The 20,555-nt window shown below is 44.6% G+C and carries 20 protein-coding genes and 1 other annotated feature; all 20 genes read right to left on the minus strand.

All coding sequences use genetic code 11. The features are described from left to right. Positions 1-48 precede the first annotated feature (48 nt). On the minus strand, positions 49-675 hold the full coding sequence (gene pyrE / locus AC622_RS13200) for an orotate phosphoribosyltransferase (protein WP_049671485.1): 627 nt from the start codon (positions 673-675) through the stop codon (positions 49-51). Further along, complete coding sequence (gene pyrF, locus AC622_RS13205) at positions 672-1,385, minus strand: orotidine-5'-phosphate decarboxylase (RefSeq protein WP_049671486.1); 714 nt, start codon at positions 1,383-1,385, stop codon at positions 672-674. Before pyrF ends, pyrE begins: the two co-directional genes overlap by 4 nt. After that, on the minus strand, positions 1,357-2,301 hold the full coding sequence (locus AC622_RS13210) for a dihydroorotate dehydrogenase (protein WP_049671487.1): 945 nt from the start codon (positions 2,299-2,301) through the stop codon (positions 1,357-1,359). Before AC622_RS13210 ends, pyrF begins: the two co-directional genes overlap by 29 nt. Further along, entirely contained in the window at positions 2,301-3,059 is a 759-nt protein-coding gene (locus AC622_RS13215; RefSeq protein WP_269431804.1) for a dihydroorotate dehydrogenase electron transfer subunit, read from the minus strand. Before AC622_RS13215 ends, AC622_RS13210 begins: the two co-directional genes overlap by 1 nt. Further along, a complete protein-coding gene (gene carB, locus AC622_RS13220; protein WP_049671489.1) occupies positions 3,059-6,271 on the minus strand; it encodes a carbamoyl-phosphate synthase large subunit in 3,213 nt (1,070 codons plus the stop codon). Before carB ends, AC622_RS13215 begins: the two co-directional genes overlap by 1 nt. Then, entirely contained in the window at positions 6,268-7,359 is a 1,092-nt protein-coding gene (locus AC622_RS13225; RefSeq protein ID WP_049671490.1) for a carbamoyl phosphate synthase small subunit, read from the minus strand. Before AC622_RS13225 ends, carB begins: the two co-directional genes overlap by 4 nt. Next, the gene (locus AC622_RS13230) at positions 7,356-8,642 is read right to left on the minus strand and encodes a dihydroorotase (protein WP_049671491.1); all 1,287 of its coding nucleotides are present in this window, start codon (positions 8,640-8,642) and stop codon (positions 7,356-7,358) included. Before AC622_RS13230 ends, AC622_RS13225 begins: the two co-directional genes overlap by 4 nt. Next, positions 8,605-9,543 (minus strand): aspartate carbamoyltransferase catalytic subunit, encoded by a 939-nt coding sequence (locus AC622_RS13235; RefSeq protein ID WP_049671492.1) that lies wholly within the window; start codon positions 9,541-9,543, stop codon positions 8,605-8,607. The genes AC622_RS13230 and AC622_RS13235 overlap by 38 nt, the downstream gene beginning before the upstream one ends. 195 nt (positions 9,544-9,738) lie before the next feature. Beyond that, on the minus strand, positions 9,739-11,046 hold the full coding sequence (gene uraA, locus AC622_RS13240) for a uracil permease (protein ID WP_049671493.1): 1,308 nt from the start codon (positions 11,044-11,046) through the stop codon (positions 9,739-9,741). Positions 11,047-11,169: 123 nt separating this feature from the next. Beyond that, complete coding sequence (gene pyrR / locus AC622_RS13245) at positions 11,170-11,709, minus strand: bifunctional pyr operon transcriptional regulator/uracil phosphoribosyltransferase PyrR (protein WP_049671494.1); 540 nt, start codon at positions 11,707-11,709, stop codon at positions 11,170-11,172. Between the two features lie 188 nt (positions 11,710-11,897). Then, positions 11,898-12,812, minus strand: a complete 915-nt coding sequence (locus AC622_RS13250) for an RluA family pseudouridine synthase (protein WP_049671495.1) — start codon at positions 12,810-12,812, stop codon at positions 11,898-11,900. Next, positions 12,787-13,275 (minus strand): signal peptidase II, encoded by a 489-nt coding sequence (gene lspA / locus AC622_RS13255; RefSeq protein WP_439803424.1) that lies wholly within the window; start codon positions 13,273-13,275, stop codon positions 12,787-12,789. The genes AC622_RS13250 and lspA overlap by 26 nt, the downstream gene beginning before the upstream one ends. Positions 13,276-13,417: 142 nt before the next feature. Next, positions 13,418-16,192 (minus strand): isoleucine--tRNA ligase, encoded by a 2,775-nt coding sequence (ileS, locus tag AC622_RS13260; protein WP_049671496.1) that lies wholly within the window; start codon positions 16,190-16,192, stop codon positions 13,418-13,420. Positions 16,193-16,264: 72 nt separating this feature from the next. Beyond that, positions 16,265-16,509 (minus strand) — a binding site (T-box leader). 62 nt (positions 16,510-16,571) lie between these two features. Then, positions 16,572-17,081 (minus strand): DivIVA domain-containing protein, encoded by a 510-nt coding sequence (locus AC622_RS13265; protein ID WP_049671497.1) that lies wholly within the window; start codon positions 17,079-17,081, stop codon positions 16,572-16,574. An 86-nt stretch (positions 17,082-17,167) separates the two neighbouring features. Continuing rightward, on the minus strand, positions 17,168-17,941 hold the full coding sequence (locus tag AC622_RS13270; RefSeq protein ID WP_049671498.1) for a YlmH family RNA-binding protein: 774 nt from the start codon (positions 17,939-17,941) through the stop codon (positions 17,168-17,170). Between the two features lie 61 nt (positions 17,942-18,002). Next, positions 18,003-18,263 (minus strand): YggT family protein, encoded by a 261-nt coding sequence (locus tag AC622_RS13275; RefSeq protein ID WP_049671499.1) that lies wholly within the window; start codon positions 18,261-18,263, stop codon positions 18,003-18,005. A gap of 8 nt (positions 18,264-18,271) precedes the next feature. Beyond that, on the minus strand, positions 18,272-18,727 hold the full coding sequence (locus AC622_RS13280; protein ID WP_049671500.1) for a cell division protein SepF: 456 nt from the start codon (positions 18,725-18,727) through the stop codon (positions 18,272-18,274). Positions 18,728-18,743: 16 nt separating this feature from the next. After that, positions 18,744-19,418 carry a YggS family pyridoxal phosphate-dependent enzyme gene (locus AC622_RS13285; protein ID WP_049671501.1) on the minus strand — a complete coding sequence of 225 codons (675 nt, stop codon included), beginning with the start codon at positions 19,416-19,418 and terminating at the stop codon, positions 18,744-18,746. Between the two features lie 5 nt (positions 19,419-19,423). Beyond that, positions 19,424-20,245, minus strand: coding sequence for a peptidoglycan editing factor PgeF (gene pgeF / locus AC622_RS13290; RefSeq protein WP_053103762.1), 822 nt, complete (start codon positions 20,243-20,245; stop codon positions 19,424-19,426). A 73-nt stretch (positions 20,246-20,318) separates the two neighbouring features. Beyond that, on the minus strand, positions 20,319-20,552 hold the full coding sequence (locus tag AC622_RS13295) for a YlmC/YmxH family sporulation protein (protein WP_049671502.1): 234 nt from the start codon (positions 20,550-20,552) through the stop codon (positions 20,319-20,321). Positions 20,553-20,555: the final 3 nt, after the last annotated feature.

Here is a 20,555-nt window from a genome sequence, read left to right on the forward strand (position 1 = left end):
AGAAAATAAAAACCGGTGCGCCCTTTTTGGCTCACCGGTTTCGGTCTCTTATTTCCCCCACTCAGCAGGGTTGGCTTTCCATTTCCTTAAGCTTTCCAGTTCATCTTCTGAGATGGACTGTTTTTCTTTGGCCGCATCAGTCAGTGTAGTGAAATCTGTTAGCGAGAAATAAGGGATATCTGCTTCCTTAAATGCAGCCGTTGCTTTTTCCAGCTCGTATGTAAAGATTGAGACGACTCCTTCAACATGGCATCCGGCATCTCGCAATGCTTGCACACATGTAATAGAGCTTCCGCCAGTGGAAATCAAATCTTCGACAACGACCACCTTATCGCCTTCTTTTACTATTCCTTCAATCTGGTTTCCTTTCCCATGGCCTTTTGCGCTGGAGCGTACATAGACCATTGGAAGGTTAAGGATTTCGCTTACCCATGCGGCATGCGGGATTCCAGCTGTTGCTGTACCTGCAACAACCTTTGCTTGCGGGAATTTTGTCTGAATCAGCTCTGCTAGGCCTTGAGCAATCTCTTTGCGCACTGCGGGATAAGATAGGGTGAGACGGTTATCGCAATAAATGGGAGATTTTAACCCGGAAGACCAAGTAAACGGATCATTCGGCTTTAAGGAAACAGCCTTGATGTTTAGTAAATGTTCGGCGATTGTTTGTTTGTTCATTTGTTTCTCTCCCATTCCTTTAAGATTGTATGGTAGGCTTCAAGCGGATTTTCAGCCGCTGTGATTGATCTTCCAACAACGATGAAGTCGCTCGTTTGTCTTCTAGCCTCTGCTGGTGTTGCAATTCGCTTCTGATCACCTTTTTGATCATTTGCCAGACGAATTCCCGGGGTTACTGTCAGGAAATCCGTCCCTATATGTTTATGTATGTCCATCGCTTCATGCACGGAGCAAACAACCCCGTCCAAATTGGCTGCCTTTGCCAGCTGACCGTAGTGCAGCACACTCTCTGTCAATGACTCCTTGATTAATTGTTCTTTTTGCATCTGGGACTCTGTCGTGCTCGTCAGTTGGGTAACCGCGATGCATAATGGACGGCATTTCCCAGCGGAAATCCCCTTATCAAGTCCTTCCAAGGCGGCCTCCATCATCGCCTGACCTCCTGCTGCGTGGACATTGACCATATCAGCTCCGAGAACAGCAAGACGCTCCATCGCCTTTTTGACCGTATTTGGAATATCGTGCAGCTTCAGATCCAGAAATACATCATGGCCCATTTCCTTTATGGCGGTCACGATTGATGGACCCTCTGCATAATAAAGCTCCATCCCAATCTTCACCGCTAACTTCTCATCAGGGAACCTTTTTAATAATTGCAGTGCCTCTTCCTTTCCGGCAAAATCAAGCGCGATAACCGGTGTATTGTTCATGCCGCTTCCAGCTCCTTCCCGTGCATTCTGATATATGCTCATACCCGAGTTCTTCTACTAATTCAGGCAAAGCGTCAATGATTTCCGGGCAGACAAATGGGTTGACGAAGTTTGCTGTCCCAACCGCTACAGCACTTGCTCCTGCGAGGAAGAATTCCACGACATCCTCTGCGGTCGAGATTCCGCCCATTCCGATGATTGGGATGGATACATTCTGTGAAACATCATGAATCATGCGGATAGCCACAGGCTTAATGGCTGGGCCGGACAACCCACCTGTCTTATTCGCTAACACCGGTTTCGCTGTCTTTAAATCAATGCGCATGCCGACCAATGTATTAATCATTGTCAAACCATCCGCTCCCCCGTCCTCAACCGCCTTCGCAATCGATACGATGTCACTGACATTCGGTGATAATTTCACATAGACAGGTACGTCTGATACCCCTTTGACCGCTTTCGTCAATTCCTTTGCAGTCTCTGGATCTGTTCCAAATTGAATGCCGCCGCATTTCACATTCGGACAGGAAATATTGAGTTCGAGTGCATGTACGTTGGGCGCTTGGCTGATCTCCTTTGCGGTCTCCACATAATCCTCCATGGCCGTACCGGCTACATTGGCAATGATGGGGACATCAAATGATTGAAGCCATGGCAGCTCCTCATCCATCACCTTTTGCAATCCTGGATTCTGCAGCCCAATTGCGTTCAGCATGCCGGCATTGGTTTCCGCTACACGAGGAGTCGGGTTTCCAAAGCGCGGTTCGAGGGTGGTTGATTTAATCATGATGGCACCGAGCTTGCTCAAATCATAAAGATTTGCGAATTCCCGGCCAAATCCAAAGCATCCAGACGCCGGCATGATTGGGTTCTTCAACTTCAGTCCGGGCAGTTCAATCGTTAATGGGCTTGTCATTAAATCAATACCTCCTCTGAACGGAATACAGGTCCATCACTGCAAATCTTCTTATATCCACCATCAGGTGTCTTGCACACACAGGCAAAGCATGCGCCAATTCCGCAGCCCATGCGCTCCTCTAGAGAAATGAATACCTTTTTCCCTGCATACTTTTGCATAACCGCTTTTAGCATGGGAGTTGGGCCGCATGTATAAATCGCATCATATTCTTCCAATAGGTCTACACTTGTCACAAAACCCTTAATTCCTTTCGATCCATCCTCCGTCGTAATAACCGTATCACCCAGCTCCTTGAACGTTTCTTCATAAAAAACATCCACAGCCGTGCGGAGACCAAGTATATGGGTTACCTTGACTCCATTCGCACCCAGCTCTCTTGAAAGCTGGAGGAGGGGAGGAATTCCAATGCCTCCGCCGATTAATAAAGCCTTGCCTCCCGGCTCCACCTCTTCCGGTGAAAAACCATTACCAAGCGGCCCGAGTACATCCACTTTCTCACCGGCTTTCTTCTCAGCTAAGCGCTTTGTTCCTTTTCCTTCCGCCCGGTATACAACCGTGAACCGGGATGATTCTTGATCAATCTGGCAAATGCTGATAGGTCTTCTCAACAATGGGTCATATGAGTCGGATACTTTAATATGGACGAATTGTCCGGGCATTGTCATGGAGGAGACAAGTGTCCCCTCCATCGTCAATTCATAAATATTCGGAGCAAGTAAGGTCTGGCTGATGACCGTCATCTGCTGCTGCCCAATCATAGATTTACTGCCTCCCGCGTTTTTTCCATTTGGTTCATAGGCGAGCTTGAGAATGTCATGGATTCAAGCACAGTAAGAATGGCATTGGCTGTATCAAGTGAGGTCAAGCATGGGATTCCATTCTCAACAGATTCACGGCGAATTCTGAACCCGTCACGCTCCGGCTGCTTGCCTTTTGTCAATGTATTGATGACCAATTGTGCATTTCCATCCTGAATAATGTTCAATAGATTCGGTTCAGGGCCGCCTATTTTGCCGACTACGGAGCATGGGATGCCTGCATCTGCCAGCACTTGAGCAGTTCCGCTCGTTGCAAGCAAACGATATCCGATTTCATGGAATCGGCTGGCTAGTTTAACCGCTTCTTTCTTATCCTTATCAGCAACTGTGAGGAGGACTGAGCCATGCTGCTTAATATGGATGCCTGAGGCAACCAAGGCTTTATACAGTGCTTTTTGGAGTGTATCATCTTTGCCCATGACTTCGCCTGTAGACTTCATTTCAGGTCCAAGCGTTATTTCAACCTGGCGCAGCTTAGCAAATGAGAAGACCGGTGCTTTTACGTATACACCTGCTTTTTCTTCAACCATGCCGTTTTCAAAGCCATGATCAGCAAGCTTTTGTCCAAGGATGACTTTCGTCGCCAAGTTGGCCATCGGCACATTCGTGATCTTACTCAAGAAAGGCACCGTCCGGCTTGAACGCGGGTTGACTTCGATGACATACACTTCATTATTGGATACAACATATTGAATATTGAACAATCCAATGATGTTTAGCCCTTTAGCTAGCTTGATCGTGTAATCCACAATGCGGTCCTTGATAGCTTTCGTTATGCTTTGCGGCGGATAGACAGCGATGGAGTCTCCAGAGTGTACCCCTGCTCTTTCGATATGCTCCATAATGCCTGGAATGACGACTGTTTCGCCGTCTGAAATGGCATCAACTTCAATCTCTTTTCCTGTTAGGTACCGATCAATCAAGACCGGATGCTTCGGATTGACCTTAACGGCGTTCTTCATATAATGAAGCAATTCTTCCTTATGGTCGACAATCTCCATCGCCCTTCCGCCAAGTACATAGGATGGACGCACAAGGATTGGATAGCCGATTGACTCAGCGACCGCGACGGCTTCTTCAACAGACATCGCCGTTTTCCCAAGCGGCTGCGGAATATGAAGCTCAGACAGGGCATGCTCGAACATATCCCGGTTTTCTGAGCGGTCAACATCCTCTAAAGATGTTCCAAGAATCTTGATGCCGCGTTCAACTAAGGCAGAAGCAAGATTAATCGCTGTCTGTCCGCCAAATTGGACGATGACACCCTCTGGCTTCTCTAAATCTATGACATTCATAACGTCCTCAATTGTGAGCGGCTCAAAGTATAATTTATCGGAGATACTGAAGTCAGTCGAAACCGTCTCAGGGTTGCTGTTAATGATAATGGCCTCATATCCGGCTTCTTTAATGGCCCAGACAGAATGAACGGTTGCATAGTCAAACTCTACCCCTTGGCCGATGCGAATTGGGCCGGACCCAAGCACGACCACACTCTTCTTGTCTGTCACAAGAGATTCGTTTTCTTCCTCATAGGTGGAATAGAAGTATGGTGTCTCTGACTCAAATTCTGCCGCACATGTATCAACCATTTTATAAACCGGGCGAATTTCCTTTTCTTTTCTCCAATTGTAAACGTCCAGCTCCGTACAGCCCCAAAGATTCGCCAAGGCAAAATCGGAGAAGCCGATTTTCTTCGCCTCTCGGCAAACCTCTTGATTGAACGGAGATTCCTTCAGCCTGCTTTCCATTTGAACGATTTTTTGGAATTTGTAAAGGAAGAACAGGTCAATTTTGCACCAGTCATGAATGGTCTCAATGGATAAACCTCGCTTCAATCCTTCTGCAAGGTAGAACAAGCGTTCATCTGTCGCTACCTTGATTTGCTTCTCTATTTCCTCATCACTTACCATACTTCCGCCTGGCAGTTCAAAGTGCAGGATTCCAACTTCGAGAGAACGGATCGCTTTAAGGAGAGATTCCTCGAGATTGCGCCCAATAGCCATGACTTCTCCAGTTGCTTTCATTTGCGTGCCAAGGATACGATTTCCTTCTTCAAATTTATCAAATGGCCATCTTGGAATTTTCGTGACCACATAATCAAGGGCTGGTTCAAAGCTGGCATAGGTTCTGCCTGTAACGGGGTTGATCATCTCATCCAGCGTTAAGCCGACAGCAATTTTAGCTGCAAGCTTAGCAATAGGATATCCAGTTGCTTTCGACGCTAGAGCAGAAGAACGACTTACACGCGGATTAACCTCTATGATGTAGTAGTTAAAGCTATGCGGGTCAAGTGCCAGCTGAACATTACAGCCTCCTTCAATCTTTAGGGCACGAATAATTTTCAATGAGGCATTTCTAAGCAGCTGATATTCACGATCGCTTAAGGTTTGGCTAGGTGCCACTACAATGGAATCTCCCGTATGGATGCCGACCGGGTCGATATTTTCCATATTACATACGACGATTGCGTTATCATTGGAGTCGCGCATGACCTCGTATTCAATTTCCTTGAATCCGGCAATGCTCTTCTCAAGCAAGCATTGGGTCACAGGACTGCTTTTAAGGCCATTGGCTACGATTTCACGCAGCTCTGTTTCATTTGTGCAGATTCCGCCTCCCGTACCGCCGAGCGTATAGGCAGGACGAACGATCACTGGGTATCCGACTATTTCAACAAATGTCAGAGCTTCTTCCAATGTATGAATGATTTCACTGTCTGGTACAGGTTCACCAAGTTCATTCATGAGACTTCTAAACAAGTCCCTGTCTTCAGCCTGTTCAATGGCAGAAAGCTTCGTACCAAGAATCTCGACGCCGCACTCTTCAAGCACACCTGATTTCGCCAGTTCAACAGCGAGGTTTAAGCCTGTTTGGCCGCCAAGCGTCGGAACAAGAGCATCCGGTCTTTCCTTGCGGATAATCTTGCTGACAAACTCTAACGTCAAGGGTTCTATGTAGACAGCATCGGCAATTTCCGTATCAGTCATAATCGTAGCCGGATTGGAATTGACCAGGATGACTCGGTATCCTTCTTCTTTCAGTGCGAGGCAGGCCTGGGTCCCAGCATAATCAAATTCAGCTGCCTGCCCAATAACGATTGGGCCGGAACCGATGACTAGGATGGATTTGATATCTGTACGTTTACTCATAGTGCTGCTGCCTCCTTCAATTTAGCCTGTTCAATCATCGTGATAAATTGGTCGAACAAGTAATTCGCATCCTCTGGTCCTGGAGATGCTTCAGGGTGATATTGAACGGTAAAAGCATCAAACTCTTTATGCTTCAGTCCCTCAACTGTTCCATCGTTTAAGGCAATATGAGTGATTTCCATTTCCGTTCCGATGACAGAATCAGGGTTAACGGTATAGCCATGATTTTGGGAGGTGAGTGCAACCTTTCCTGTACGAAGATCCTTAACAGGGTGATTGGAGCCCCTATGTCCAAATTTCATTTTTTCCGTCTCTGCCCCGCAGGCAAGAGCGAACAATTGATGCCCTAAACAAATTCCGAACAAAGGCACCTTTCCAAGGACTTCCTTAATCATTTCGATAGCCTCTGGAACATTTTCCGGGTCTCCAGGTCCATTTGTGAGCATAATGCCGTCTGGACATAAGGTCATGATTTCTTCAGCAGTGGTGTTATGCGGTACAACAATCACATCACAGCCGCGGTTATTTAATTCCCGAAGGATGCCATGCTTCATGCCAAAGTCAACAACTACGACACGATGGCCGCGACCTGGGCTTGGATAAGGCTTCTTCGTAGAAACTTTTTGTACTTGGTTTTTCGGAAGTACGGTTGCTCTTACTTGATGAAGCATCATTTCAGGGTCCTTCGTAATCGAGCAAATAACCCCTTTTACCGTTCCTCTTTCCCGAATCATTCGTGTCAATTTACGTGTATCAATCCCAGAGATGCCGGGAATATTCTTGATTTTCATATATTCATCCAATGAGAAGCCGCTTCTCCAATTGGAAGGAAAGTCAGCAACCTCTTTGACAATCAACCCCGCCAAACTAGGCATGATGGATTCAAAATCATCGCGATTAATTCCGTAATTCCCAATCAGCGGATAGGTCATTGTAATGATTTGTCCGCAATAGGATGGATCGGATAGAATTTCTTGATAGCCCGTCATCCCTGTGTTAAAAACAACTTCGCCAATTTTATCTATTTCTCCGCCGAATGCCTCACCAATCATGATGGTGCCGTCTTCTAGGATTAATTGTCTTTTCATACTAGCATTCTTCCTTTCTGCCAAACCACTTTTCCTTCGACCATCGTCATTACCGGCCATCCTTGGCATTTCCAGCCTGCAAACGGGGTGTTTTTACCTTTAGAGAGGAATTCCTCCGGATTGATTTCATGCTCGCTTTCCAAATCCAGCAAGACAAGATCAGCCGGTGCTCCCTTTTCTAATTTTCCATATGTAAGATTAAACGCTTCTGCAGGTTTAATGGTTAAGAAATCAATTAATTGCTGCAGAGTCAGCACGCCTTTTTTCACTAGATTTGTATAGAGAAGAGGGAACGCTGTTTCAAGTCCGACAATCCCAAATGGCGAAAGCTTCATTCCTTGCGCTTTCTCCTCCTCAGTATGGGGAGCGTGATCGGTTGCAATGAAGTCAATCGTTCCATCAAGCAGTCCTTCTATTAAAGCTTGCTGGTCATCAGCCCCTCTGAGCGGCGGATTCATTTTATAATTGGTGTCCTCCCCGGCAATATCATTCTCTGAGAGCAAGAGATGATGGGGAGTTACTTCAGCTGTTACATGAATGCCCGCTCTCTTCGCAACACGTACGCTTCTGACGGATTCCTTCGTACTGATATGGCACACATGATAATGGCAGCGGGCCGCTTCTGCCAGCAGACAATCACGAGCGATTTGCACCGATTCACATATAGAAGGGATGCCCGGCAGGTTATGTTTAGCAGAATACGTTCCCTCATGGACACATCCGCCATGGATGAGCGTATTCTCCTCGCAATGAGCTACAATCGGCATGTCGATCGCCGCTGCCTTTTTCATCGCTTGAAGCATCATATCTGCAGACTGGACACCGACACCGTCATCTGTGAAAGCAAAGGCTCCAGCTTCCTTCAGCCCTTCAAAGTCAGTTAGCTCCTGCCCAAGTTCTCGAATGGTGATAGAGGCATAGGGGAGAACACGTACTGCTGCTTTATCTTTGATTCTATTAGTCAGCCAATTCATTTGTGTCGGTGTATCTGGAACAGGACGAGTATTCGGCATAGCCGCGACAGTCGTGAATCCGCCCTTGGCAGCTGCCATCGTGCCAGTCTCAATCGTCTCCTTCTTCTCTCCGCCGGGTTCACGCAAATGGACATGCAAGTCCACGAACCCTGGTGAAAGGAGACAGCCATTAGCATCCATATATTCAGCACCCTCTGCGTCCACATTACTCCCTATTTCTTGGATAATGCCGTCCTCTATAACAATATTGGTTTTGACGAGGGTTTGATCCTCAGCCAACAATTTGGCATTTCGTATACATAGTTTCATTTAGACCTGCTCCTTCCTTATGCTCGATGCTGTTTTTTAACGCTGCCATTCTTGCGTATACACCGTTCTCCATCTGTTTGAAGATTCTTGATCTTTTACATTCAACAAGGGCGCTGTCAATCTCCACTCCCCTATTCACTGGCGCAGGGTGCATAATTATGCAATTTTGTTTCATTTGGCTTTCTCTTTCAAATGTTAGTCCATAGTGGTCCAGATATTCTTCCTTTGTCAATGGCATTTCAACTGAATGGCGTTCGTGCTGGATTCTGAGCAGCATGAACACATCCGCTGTTTTTACAGCTCTGTCAATTGGTTCGTACGGAATATCGGAGCCATTAATCGTTGCCCAGTTTTCTGGACCTGAGAAGACAACTTCTGCACCGAGCCTCCTTAATGTTTCTGCATTGGAGCGCGCTACCCGGCTATGTCTGATATCACCTGTAATAGCGACCTTCAGTCCTTTGAATTGGCCAAATTCCTGTTTAATTGTCAGTAGATCCAATAAACACTGTGTAGGATGGTGACCACATCCATCACCAGCATTCATTATGGATAAATATACACCATCTTGTATTAATTTGGCAAAGTAATTATCTTCAGTATGTCGAATAACGACTGAATCAACTCCGATTGACTCTAACGTTTTGACTGTATCGTAGAGGGTCTCACCCTTTAAAACACTAGATGTATGGGCTTCAAAAGGAATGATTTCCAAGCCTAATTTTCTTTCAGCCATTTCAAAGCTTGATTTCGTTCTTGTACTCGGTTCAAAGAAAAGGTTGGATATGAAGTATGGTCTCTTTGGCTGCCATGTTTCACCTTTTGCAAATTGCTCCGCGTCTGACAGTAGCTGCATGATCTCTTCGATTGATAAATCATTCATCGTCAACAAATGTTTCATCTTTCTCATCCTTCCCACTCTTATCTATTTTCTTACTATTGTCGATAGATTTTTTGCCAATGAATCTTTTCAAAAAAAGGCCCTCATTCGAATTAATACGAATCAGGGCCTTTGATAAGGTACAAATCCTCCTGCATCATTGGATTTGTCTTACCTTAATCTTTATCCCTGCTTTTTGAAAATGCTCAATCTGCTCTATTGTTCAGTTGACGTTTTCTCTCTTCCAGGCAATATAAGATTTAGTATGACACCGACGATGGCAGCAAGAGCCATGCCGGAGATGGAAGCATTCTCCGTTAGTTTGAGGAATGCTCCACCGACACCAATGATTAAGATGACGGATGATATGACCAAATTTCTGTTGACAGACAAATCAACTTTGCTGTCAATCAACATTCTCAGCCCGCTTGAAGCGATAATTCCGAATAGCAAGATGGATACTCCGCCCATAACCGCAGAAGGAATAGAGTGGATCAGTGCTGAAATTTTGCCGATGAACCCGAAGGCGATGGCGAATACAGCCGCTCCTCCAATGACATAAACACTGAAGACGCGAGTCAGAGCCATAACCCCGATATTTTCACCATATGTGGTATTCGGCGGTCCTCCAAGACATGAGGCAATCATAATGGAGATACCGTCACCGAATAAAGAACGGTGCAAACCAGGTTTTTCAACAAAATTCTTTCCAGCAATCTTGCTAAGCACCAATTGGTCTCCGATATGCTCCGAGATTGGAACAATCGCAATCGGTACCATAATCAGAATAATCTCCCAAGTTAAATGTGGAGTGTAATCCACAAACGGGACTGTGAAATTTGGTATTTGGAACCAAGGGGCATCGATTACCTTTTGGAAATCAACGATTCCAAAGAATAAGGATGCGATGTACCCGCCGACAATCCCCAGCAATACAGGGATGAGCGACAGAAAGTTTTTAAAAGCAACTGAGCAGAAAAGGGTAATGCCCAGTGTAATTAGTGCAATCGTAAAGTGCTTTGAACTATAAACCAGCACTTTTGCTGTTGAGTCCTCATACATAGCCATATTCACGGCTGTTGAAGCAAGACCAAGTCCAATGACCATAATAACCGGTCCGACTACGATAGGCGGAAGGAATTTCAGAATCGTTCCCGGACCTACAGCCTTGACCAGTAAGGCAACAAGTGCGTAGATAATCCCAATCAAGAACCCGCCGACGAGTGCCGAGCCTACCCCGCTGTTCTCATTTAAGAGCACAATCGGAGCAATAAAGGCAAACGATGAACCAAGATAAGCGGGAATTTGTCCTTTCGTGATCAAGAGGTATGCGAGTGTACCGATACCACTTGTTAATAAGGCGATTCCCGGATCAAGTCCTGTCAAAATGGGAACAAGCACGGTTGAGCCGAACATTGCAAATAAATGTTGCAAACTCAAGGTAAGCCATTGTCTTGGTGTTGGTTTTTCCTGGACATCAAGCCGGATGTTCGCAGGTTTTTGGGTTGTTTCATTCGATTCCATTTGTAATCCTCCTCTGAATTAAGAAAAAACAAGTTGTTTCGAGGAGAAGAATTCAAGCATCATTTAATTTTTACTGAACTCTCCTCTTTGCAAGCCTCTCTGGACTGCAATTAAAAAGGATGTTTATTCATAAATGGCAACCTGTTCGCCGCCATCCATTTCTTTAAGTTTTACAACGATTTTTTCATTCTTGGCAGTAGGAATATTCTTACCTACATAATCTGCACGAATAGGCAATTCCCGGTGGCCTCTGTCAACCAATACGGCCAATTGTATTTGGCTCGGCCGCCCTAGGTCAACAAGCGCATCGAGTGCGGCCCGGACCGTTCGTCCCGTGTAGAGTACGTCATCCACAAGGATGACTTTTTTATCCTCAATCGAGAAGGATACATCGCTTCCTTTTACTTCAGGTTCTCCGCTTTCCGTGTTCTTCGTTAAGTCATCACGATAAAGCGTAATATCCAGTTCCCCGACAGGAATCTTTGTTCCTTCGATTTCTGCAATTCGCTGTTCAAGCCGTTTCGCAAGGAAAATGCCGCGTGTCTTGATTCCAATAAGCACACAATCCTGCACGCCCTTGTTCCTCTCAATAATCTCGTGGGCAATCCTCGTTAACGATCTCGCAATAGCCTTGTCATCAAGCAATGTTGCTTTTTCTATCATACGAAGCATCCTTTCTGAGAAAATAAAAAATCCTTTTGCCAGAGGCAAAAGGATTCAGATCGCAATCATCATAGAAAAATACAGTATTTCTCCATGTTCAAGTATCATCACGTACCTTTTCAGCCTCTCTGGACTGTATTAAAGGACTTATTCAATTAGGTATATCATACCCTCATACGTTGTACTTGTCAACGATCTATTCGTAAAGTATCCAAAAATTCGACAAAGTATTCAGGCAGAGGGGCTTCAAATTCTAAATACTCCTCTGTCCGCGGATGGACAAATCCAAGCACACCTGCATGAAGAGCCTGTCCATTTAAATCAACTGTTTTTCTTGGTCCATACTTCGGATCGCCTGCAAGCGGGTAACCAATATATTTCATATGGACACGGATTTGGTGCGTTCTTCCCGTTTCAAGCTGACATTCCACAAACGTGAAATCACGGAACCGCTCAAGCACATGGAAATGAGTGACTGCATGACGGGAGTTTTCATCCGTTACGGTCATGCTTTGACGATCGCGTTTATCACGTCCGATAGGAGCGTCAATCGTACCGGCATCATGAGGAATAACTCCATGAACAAGCGCCTTATACTTTCTGGTCACTGTTTTCTCTTGGAGCTGTTTGACCAATTTCTCATGGGCCATATCATTCTTCGCGACCATTAATAGGCCTGATGTATCCTTGTCAATCCGGTGAACGATACCTGGGCGCATTACCCCATTAATGCCTGATAAATCCTTGCAATGGTACATCAGCGCATTCACAAGCGTACCGCCTGTGTGACCCGGCGCAGGATGCACGACCATTCCTTTCGGCTTATTCACAACGATGACATCTGCATCCTCATAGTAAATATCAAGCGGGATATCTTCAGCCACAATATCAAGCTCTTCCGGCTCCTCAATCGTTACCTCAATCTCATCGCCCTCCTGGCATTTATAATTCGCCTTAGAGGAAGCCCCATTTACCGTTACATTTCCGGACTTGATCCATTGCTGCACCTGTGAGCGGGACCATTCTTCATTGATAAGGGAAAGGATCTTATCAAGCCTTTGCCCTTTTTGTTCTTCATTAATTTTGATCTTTTGATTGTCCATTCGTTAACTCCTTAGCTCTTCTTTCTTCCATAAACATCGCGATAATCAATAAGACGACACCTACACATAAGGATGCATCTGCCACATTGAATACCGGGAAGCTGTATGAAAAAATATACACGTGGAAAAAGTCCACTACCTCTTGCCTGAACAAGCGGTCGATGAAGTTCCCGACAGCGCCTCCTAATATGAGACCAAGGGATACCCCTGTCAGCTTATCACCAGCATATTTCTTGATATAATAGATAATCCCAACGATGACAACAGCTGTCACGATATAAAAGAACCACATCTGCCCTTGCAGGATGCCCCACGCCGCTCCCCGGTTGCGATGCGATGTAATGTAGAAGATGTTCTCAATGACAGGGATGCTTTCCCCGTACTCCATATATTTCACAATCATCCATTTCGTTACTTGATCGACCAGTATGATTGCCAAGGCTATTCCGTAATATAAACGCAACACCTTACAAACGCCCCCCTGCCTGCTTATAATGTCCTGACTACGCATAAAAATTGTAGCATACCCTTCCATAAAAAACGAACCTGGACAAACAGATAGGCCCTTTCCGCATAAAGAAAAGGGCCTAAATGTTTCTACATCCTTATCCTAATTCCGGATATTCAGCATCTACCACAGTTGCGCATCTCTCACATAACGTTGGATGCTTCTCAACTTTGCCAACCAATCCGCTGATATTCCAGCAGCGTTCACATGTTTCGCCTTCCGCTTTTTCAATCAGAATTGCGGCATGCTCCAATTTAAGAGCATTTTCTGGTGCCTCATATACAGAGCCGGCAAGCTCCACTTTCGAAACGATGAATAACTGCTCAAGACTTTCATGAATATCAGCGAGCAATTCTTTCATTTCTTCGCCAAGGTAGAGCGTCACTTTCGCATTGAGTGACTTACCGATTACTTTTGCATTACGCGCTTCTTCTAATGCCTTCAGGACATCATCACGAAGATCCATGAAACGATCCCATTTCTCTTCAATAGCCTGAGCATTCTCATAGGTTTCAACAGATGGCATATCTGTCAATTGTACGCTTTTTTCTGCTGCATCATCGATGAATGCCCATACCTCATCAGCTGTATGCGGAAGAATTGGGGCAATCATTTTCACAAGCTTAATTAAGCATTCGTGCAGAACCGTTTGGATGGCTCTTCTGCCAGTGCTTGCTTCAGCATCACAATAGAGGATATCTTTCGCATAATCCAGGTAGAAGGAGCTTAAGTCCTGCGTACAGAAATTATTGATTCCGTGATAGACATCAGCAAATTGATAACGATCATAGCCGTTTTGTACTTGCTCCACTAAACGGTTTAGCTTGATCAGCATATATTGATCCACTTCACGAAGGTTTTCATAGCTTACTGCATCACTAGCAGCATTGAATCCGTTCAAGTTTCCTAATAGGAAGCGGAATGTATTTCTGATTTTGCGGTACACTTCAGAAACTTGCTTCAAGATATTATCAGACACACGCACATCTGCTTGATAATCAACAGATGCTACCCATAGACGGAGGATATCTGCCCCCATTTGCTGGATAACTTTCAATGGATCGATTGTATTACCAAGTGATTTACTCATCTTACGGCCTTCTCCATCAAGTGTGAACCCGTGGGATAGAATGCCTTTGTACGGTGCCTTTCCTGTAACAGCTACAGCCGTCGTCAAGGAAGAGTTGAACCAGCCGCGGTATTGGTCAGAGCCTTCAAGGTATAAATCAGCTGGTCTGACGAGATCTTCTCTTGCCTCTAGGACTGATTGATGAGAAGAACCGGAGTCAAACCAAACATCCATGATATCCGTTTCTTTTGTAAATTTACCGTTCGGGCTGCCCTCATGAGTGAAGCCTTCAGGAAGAAGATCCTTCGCCTCTCTTTCGAACCAGACAGTAGACCCGTGCTCTTTGAATAATTGGGCTACATGCTCAATCGTTTCATCTGTAATAATCGCATCCCCGTTTTCTGCATAGAAGACCGGAATCGGAACGCCCCATGCACGCTGACGGGAAATACACCAGTCACCGCGGTCGCGTACCATATTGAATAGACGCGTTTCGCCCCATGCTGGAACAAATTTCGTTGCCTTGATTTGGTCAAGCAGCTGCTCCCTGATTTGATCAATTGAAGCAAACCATTGATCCGTAGCACGGAAGATGGTCGGTTTTTTCGTTCTCCAGTCATGCGGGTAGGAGTGTGTGATGAAATCTAGTTTTAGCAATGCGCCATTTTCAGCCAGCTTATCAGTGATTGCTTTATTTGCTTTATCATAGAACAAGCCTTCAAACCCTGGAGCTTCAGCTGTCATATGACCTTTCTCATCCACTGGAGCAAGTACGCCTAGATTGTATTTCTGACCGATCATAAAGTCATCTTCCCCGTGGCCTGGAGCGGTGTGTACGCAGCCAGTACCAGCATCAGTCGTAACATGCTCGCCGTTCATAACGAGGGAATCACGGTCATATAAAGGATGCTTAGCAACCGTGTATTCAAGCTCGCTTCCTTTAACGGTTTTCTCTACCTCAGCTGTTTCCCAGCCTAAAGTTTCCTTCACAGAAGGCAATAGGGCTTCTGCCACAATATAGCGAGTCCCTTCTACGTTTACAACCACATAGTTTAAGCGAGGGTGTACGGAGATACCAAGGTTCGCCGGAATGGTCCAAGGGGTTGTTGTCCAGATGATGTATTTTGCATCCTCAGGCACCACGCCTTTTCCATCCTTTACATCAAAGGCTACATAGATGGATGCTGATTTCTTATCATGATATTCAATTTCTGCCTCAGCAAGTGCAGATTCACTTGACGGGGACCAATATACCGGCTTAAGGCCTTTATAAATATAGCCTTTCTTCGCCATATCACCGAATACCTTGATTTGCTCAGCCTCATATTCAGGCTTTAAGGTAATATAAGGATTTTCCCAATCCCCTCTAACGCCAAGGCGCTTGAATTGTTCACGCTGATTATGGATTTGTGTGTAGGCATATTCCTCACAAAGCTTACGGAATTCAGCAATAGACATTTCCTTGCGGTTCACTTTTTTATTTTTAGTTAGGGCCGTTTCAATTGGAAGACCATGTGTGTCCCAGCCAGGTACATATGGGGCATTAAAGCCGCTCATAGACTTATAGCGGACGATGAAGTCTTTCAGAATTTTGTTCATTGCATGCCCAATATGGATATTCCCATTTGCATATGGAGGGCCATCATGAAGGACAAACTTTGGAAGGTCTTTCGTGCGTTCCTGCACTTGTTTGTAGATATCTTCTTCATTCCATTTTTCTTGCATTTGAGGTTCTCTGTTTGGCAGATTCCCGCGCATTGGGAATTCTGTCTTCGGCATTAATAACGTGTCTTTTAATTCCATTCCATTCACTCCAGTCGAGATTCTACAATCTGTTAGAATCTTTTTAAAATACAAAAAGCCCTTCCATCCCGGTAAAGGGACGAAAAGGCTTGAATTTCCGCGGTACCACCCTTATAGAATACCATTCTGGTCAGAATAATATTCCGCTTGGAATTCGTAACGTGAATGACTCGCCTCATCCTACTCACCTAATCAAGAAAGGATTTCGAAAGAGGACTCGGGGATGATCTTCCATGCAGCGTCTTTTACCAGGCTCCCACCCTTCCCGGCTCGCTAAAAAAGATTGGCTGATGTACTGTTCCCGTCTTCGTTTTGTGATATTTTCAATTGATTCGTTAAGGTATTATATTCAATTATGACCTCAAAAGTCAAGAGGTCCTTACATTTCTTCTTCTAAATTAATATTAAGCTCGGTTGCATCGACATCATATTTCAAAAGCTTATCCCAATCCTCGCTGTTTAAGAGGTCAAGCTGAGCCTCAACGAGCATTTTAAAGCGCATTCTGAATACTTTTGATTGCTTTTTCAAATCTTCAATCTCAATAGCGATCTTTCTTGCTTTAGAGAGAGCTTCATTTACAATACGGTCAGCGTTCTTTTCGGCTTCCTTCATGATGAGCTTCGCTTCTTTTTGAGAGTTGCGTTTAACATCCTCTCCTGCTTCCTGTGCAATCACGATGGATTTATTCAAAGTCTCCTCAATGGTCGAGAAGTGCTCAAGGCGCTGTTCCAATTCTACAACTTTGTCTTCGAGTTCCTTCTTTTCTCTAATGACCAATTCATAATCCTTAATAATCTGGTCGAGGAATTCATTTACTTCGTCTTCATCGTAACCGCGGAATCCTCTGCCGAATTCCTTATTATGTATGTCTAGCGGTGATAATGGCATATACTGCACCTCCGAATACTAAGTCTTATCTATATTATTATACTATGCTTTCGACACGAATGGTGATAATCCTGTGAATTTCTCAATTATTTTTGTAATCCTATGACAACTTTCCATTTATCCTTTTTTGTTTTCCCCTCAATAGAAAGAAGTTTCATCCGGCCTGTTCCTCTTATGGAAAGAATATCACCTTGCTTCAATTCGTAGGAGGGGGATTCAATCTGACGATGGTTCACCTTGACACGGCCTTGCCCGATCAACAGCTGGCTTTTTTGACGGGAGAATGAGGCCGCATTTGCGATAATAGTATCTAAACGCAGTGATGATGACGTGATCGCCGCCTCCCTCCAAGTCTCCGTTACGTCAATGATTTTCTCATGGTTGATTGATTCACATTTCACACCTACATTGCCGACCTTTGTCAAATTAGCTTCCATATAAGGCGACACTGTCTTCGCGACCGCAAATTGAACCGTTTCTCCCTCAACCCATATATCACCATACATTTCCCTCTTTAACCCAAGTGACATCAGCGTCCCTAGTACTTGGCGATGATCAATCGTCGTGAATTTGGATGGATAGGACAACTGATAGAAAGCAATCTCATAGTCTTCCTCCTCCGGTGTATAATAGTCCGGATAAATCATCGCGCGCTTCCTTTCCGCATGAGGTGCCCCTCCGAAAAAGGAAACGAGTACATCTCCCCCTTTTCCAATGAGCATACGAATGATTTCTGCCTCACGCGGATTCAGGAAATCAGTCAATTTAGGTGCATATTGTTCCCTTACCTGATCAGCCCAGCCGAGCACTTGATCGATAAAGTCCTTCTCCTCTGGACGAAAATGCTGATAAATATCCATATTGGTCCTCCTTGCCGAAAAACAAAAGCTCCCAAGCCTTTTTCAGCGGGAGCTTACAGTTTTAGAAATAAAATTGTAAAGCGTAAATTCCTTGGCCTGCCAAATTTAAAACGATAATAGCCACTAATGGAGATAAATCAATCATGCCAAGCGGCGGAACAATCCTTCTAAATGGCTCAAGGAACGGCTCACAAATACGGGCAAGGAATGAGCCAATGCTCGACTCCCGTGCACCTGGGAACCAAGACATTAAAATATAAATAATTAATGCCCAGCTGTATATTTCTATTAAAGAACCTAGAATATTAATAATTAGACTCATTTATTTAACTACCACCTTACATCCTCCAGCTCATCCTCTTGCGCATAGCCGGAAATCGAACCAGAAACATCAACATTCTCAGGAGTACATAAAAAGATATTAGAGCCGATTCGCTGAATATCCCCAGCAATTGCATAGACGGTACCGCTTAAAAAGTCTACGATACGGCGAGCCTGATCAGGAGAAATCCGTTGCAGGTTAACAACAACCCCGCGGCGGTTCTTGAGATGGTCGGCAATCTCCTGAGCATCGGCATACGCCCGAGGCTCAAGCAGAACTAATTTCGATGATTTCTGGATGCTTTGTAAACTTACGACATTTTGCTGTTTATGCGCTTGGTTCACTGCTTTATTTGTTGTTTTCATTGGAGTTGCTTCTTCTTTTTCTTGCACATATTCTTCTTCATATTCATATTCTTCATCATCAAGAGCAAAAAAAGTTTTCACTTTAGATACGATTGACATATTTTACACCTCTCTTTTATTCATTCCCTACCAGAGCAGTTCCAATTCTGACCATGGTTGAACCTTCTTCAACGGCAATCTCAAAATCATTTGACATTCCCATTGACAATTCGTGGCAAGGGGCATATGGCAACAATAAATTCTGTATTTGGACCTGCAGTTCTTTCAAATCTCTGAAACATTGTCGTATTTCAGCTTTATTATCGGTTAACGGAGCCATTGTCATTAATCCTATTACCCTGATTTTATCAAAACTTGCAAGTTGTTTAACAAATTCTATTGTTTCTTGAGGGGTTATTCCATGTTTAGTATCTTCTCCGCTGACATTGACCTGTACGAGACAATCGACAGGCTTCTCTGCCCTTTTTTGAATCTCTTCAGCAAGGGAGATACGGTCAAGCGAATGAATCACATTTACTTTATCGATAATGCTTTTGACTTTTCTTGATTGAAGCGAGCCGATGAAATGCCATACTGGCTGTTCGTCAAAAGAATCGCGTTTAGCGAGTATACCCTCAGAGCGGTTTTCCCCAAGATGATGGATTCCTGCTTCATACGCTTCTTTGGCACGTTCGGCTGTGACGTATTTCGTCACGGCAATGATCTTCACCTCTTTAGGATTCCGTCCTGCCCGTGCCGCCGCCTCATTGATGCGCTTTTCAATATTATGTAGATTGCTTGCTACATCCATTGCGTCTATTCCTCCTTAAAGCCAATAAAGCCCATCATTCGCCCAGTTTTCCCTTTATCCCTGCGATGGGAGAAAAAGAGCTGTTCGTCGCAGCTTGTACAGAACCTTGTTGTGATGATGTTCTCTTTTAAGATACCGGATTTACGAAGAATTAACGCGTTGGCCTTTTTTAAATCAAGCGCGAATTGTGTGTCTGTAATTTGATTATAAGCGGTTTTTGTCTCTTCTTCTAGTATTAGCTCCAATAAGTCAATTATTTTTTTGTCGACCATGTAACATTTTGGGCAAATAGAAGGTCCGATTGCGACAAATATATCTTCAACAGGCACTCCCTCCACCTTTGTCCATTTTTCGACCATGGCAGCAGAGATTCCTCCTACGGTTCCTTTCCAGCCGGCATGTGCTGCGCCGACTAGGTGATGCTTAGGGGCGAAAAAGAACACCGGTACACAATCAGCAAATAAAAGCGTCAATAAAATGCCGGATTCACTAGTATACATGCCATCTGTCCGCTTTAGTGCCGTATCATAGTCCAAAGCGCCCAACCCGGCTTCTTCAGCCGTTATTTTAGCAATATTCGTTTCATGTGTCTGTTCAGCTCCTGCCCAGCGCTCAGCGGGCATATGTATGCTATTTGCCACTATTTTTCGATTCCTTACAACATCATCGGCTAAATCATGAACATGAAAAGCCGGATTCATTGAATGAAAAGGCCCTTTGCTGACTCCCCCGTGCTTCGTCGTAAATCCTGCCGTAAGTGAGGGACAATCAGCAATCCAAGGTGTAATGGACAAAATTGATTCAGATGTTTGTACAAACGGTTCCACTGGTAAACTCCTTGACTTTTTCTTTTATTTTATCATAAACCGTCGTTTTGCGCTCTATTACCCAAGGTTTTTCCTATTGTCGGAATTCCACCAATATGACATCCTCCCCGATCATTTTAATCTTATTCCACGGGATGATGACTTCCTCTTCTTTATTCAAAAAGGATAGCATTTTTCCTGTTCCCACCGTGATGCTGTCAATTTTTCCGGTATGAAGGTTAATATCGATATCCTCTACATTTCCGAGCCTTTTTCCATCAAGAGTATTCACAATATCCTTCACTTGAAAATCTGATATTTTAATCATGCT

It is taken from the genome of Bacillus sp. FJAT-27916 (assembly GCF_001183965.1).
Lineage (GTDB): Bacteria > Bacillota > Bacilli > Bacillales > Pradoshiaceae > Pradoshia.

Bases quoted from the DNA above. Each gene is read 5' to 3' on its own strand.
- AC622_RS13270 (WP_049671498.1), bottom strand. From the start codon at position 17,941: ATGGATATTTATCAGCATTTTCGTCCAGAGGAGAAGGACTTTATCGAT.
- pyrF (WP_049671486.1), bottom strand. From the start codon at position 1,385: ATGAACAATACACCGGTTATCGCGCTTGATTTTGCCGGAAAGGAAGAG.
- carB (WP_049671489.1), bottom strand. From the start codon at position 6,271: ATGAGTAAACGTACAGATATCAAATCCATCCTAGTCATCGGTTCCGGC.
- AC622_RS13275 (WP_049671499.1), bottom strand. From the start codon at position 18,263: ATGAGTCTAATTATTAATATTCTAGGTTCTTTAATAGAAATATACAGC.
- ileS (WP_049671496.1), bottom strand. From the start codon at position 16,192: ATGGAATTAAAAGACACGTTATTAATGCCGAAGACAGAATTCCCAATG.
- AC622_RS13225 (WP_049671490.1), bottom strand. From the start codon at position 7,359: ATGAAAAGACAATTAATCCTAGAAGACGGCACCATCATGATTGGTGAG.
- AC622_RS13210 (WP_049671487.1), bottom strand. From the start codon at position 2,301: ATGACAAGCCCATTAACGATTGAACTGCCCGGACTGAAGTTGAAGAAC.
- pyrR (WP_049671494.1), bottom strand. From the start codon at position 11,709: ATGATAGAAAAAGCAACATTGCTTGATGACAAGGCTATTGCGAGATCG.
- AC622_RS13250 (WP_049671495.1), bottom strand. From the start codon at position 12,812: ATGGACAATCAAAAGATCAAAATTAATGAAGAACAAAAAGGGCAAAGG.
- AC622_RS13235 (WP_049671492.1), bottom strand. From the start codon at position 9,543: ATGAAACATTTGTTGACGATGAATGATTTATCAATCGAAGAGATCATG.
- AC622_RS13265 (WP_049671497.1), bottom strand. From the start codon at position 17,081: ATGCCATTATCACCGCTAGACATACATAATAAGGAATTCGGCAGAGGA.
- AC622_RS13285 (WP_049671501.1), bottom strand. From the start codon at position 19,418: ATGGATGTAGCAAGCAATCTACATAATATTGAAAAGCGCATCAATGAG.
- uraA (WP_049671493.1), bottom strand. From the start codon at position 11,046: ATGGAATCGAATGAAACAACCCAAAAACCTGCGAACATCCGGCTTGAT.
- AC622_RS13295 (WP_049671502.1), bottom strand. From the start codon at position 20,552: ATGATTAAAATATCAGATTTTCAAGTGAAGGATATTGTGAATACTCTT.
- pyrE (WP_049671485.1), bottom strand. From the start codon at position 675: ATGAACAAACAAACAATCGCCGAACATTTACTAAACATCAAGGCTGTT.
- AC622_RS13230 (WP_049671491.1), bottom strand. From the start codon at position 8,642: ATGAAACTATGTATACGAAATGCCAAATTGTTGGCTGAGGATCAAACC.
- AC622_RS13280 (WP_049671500.1), bottom strand. From the start codon at position 18,727: ATGTCAATCGTATCTAAAGTGAAAACTTTTTTTGCTCTTGATGATGAA.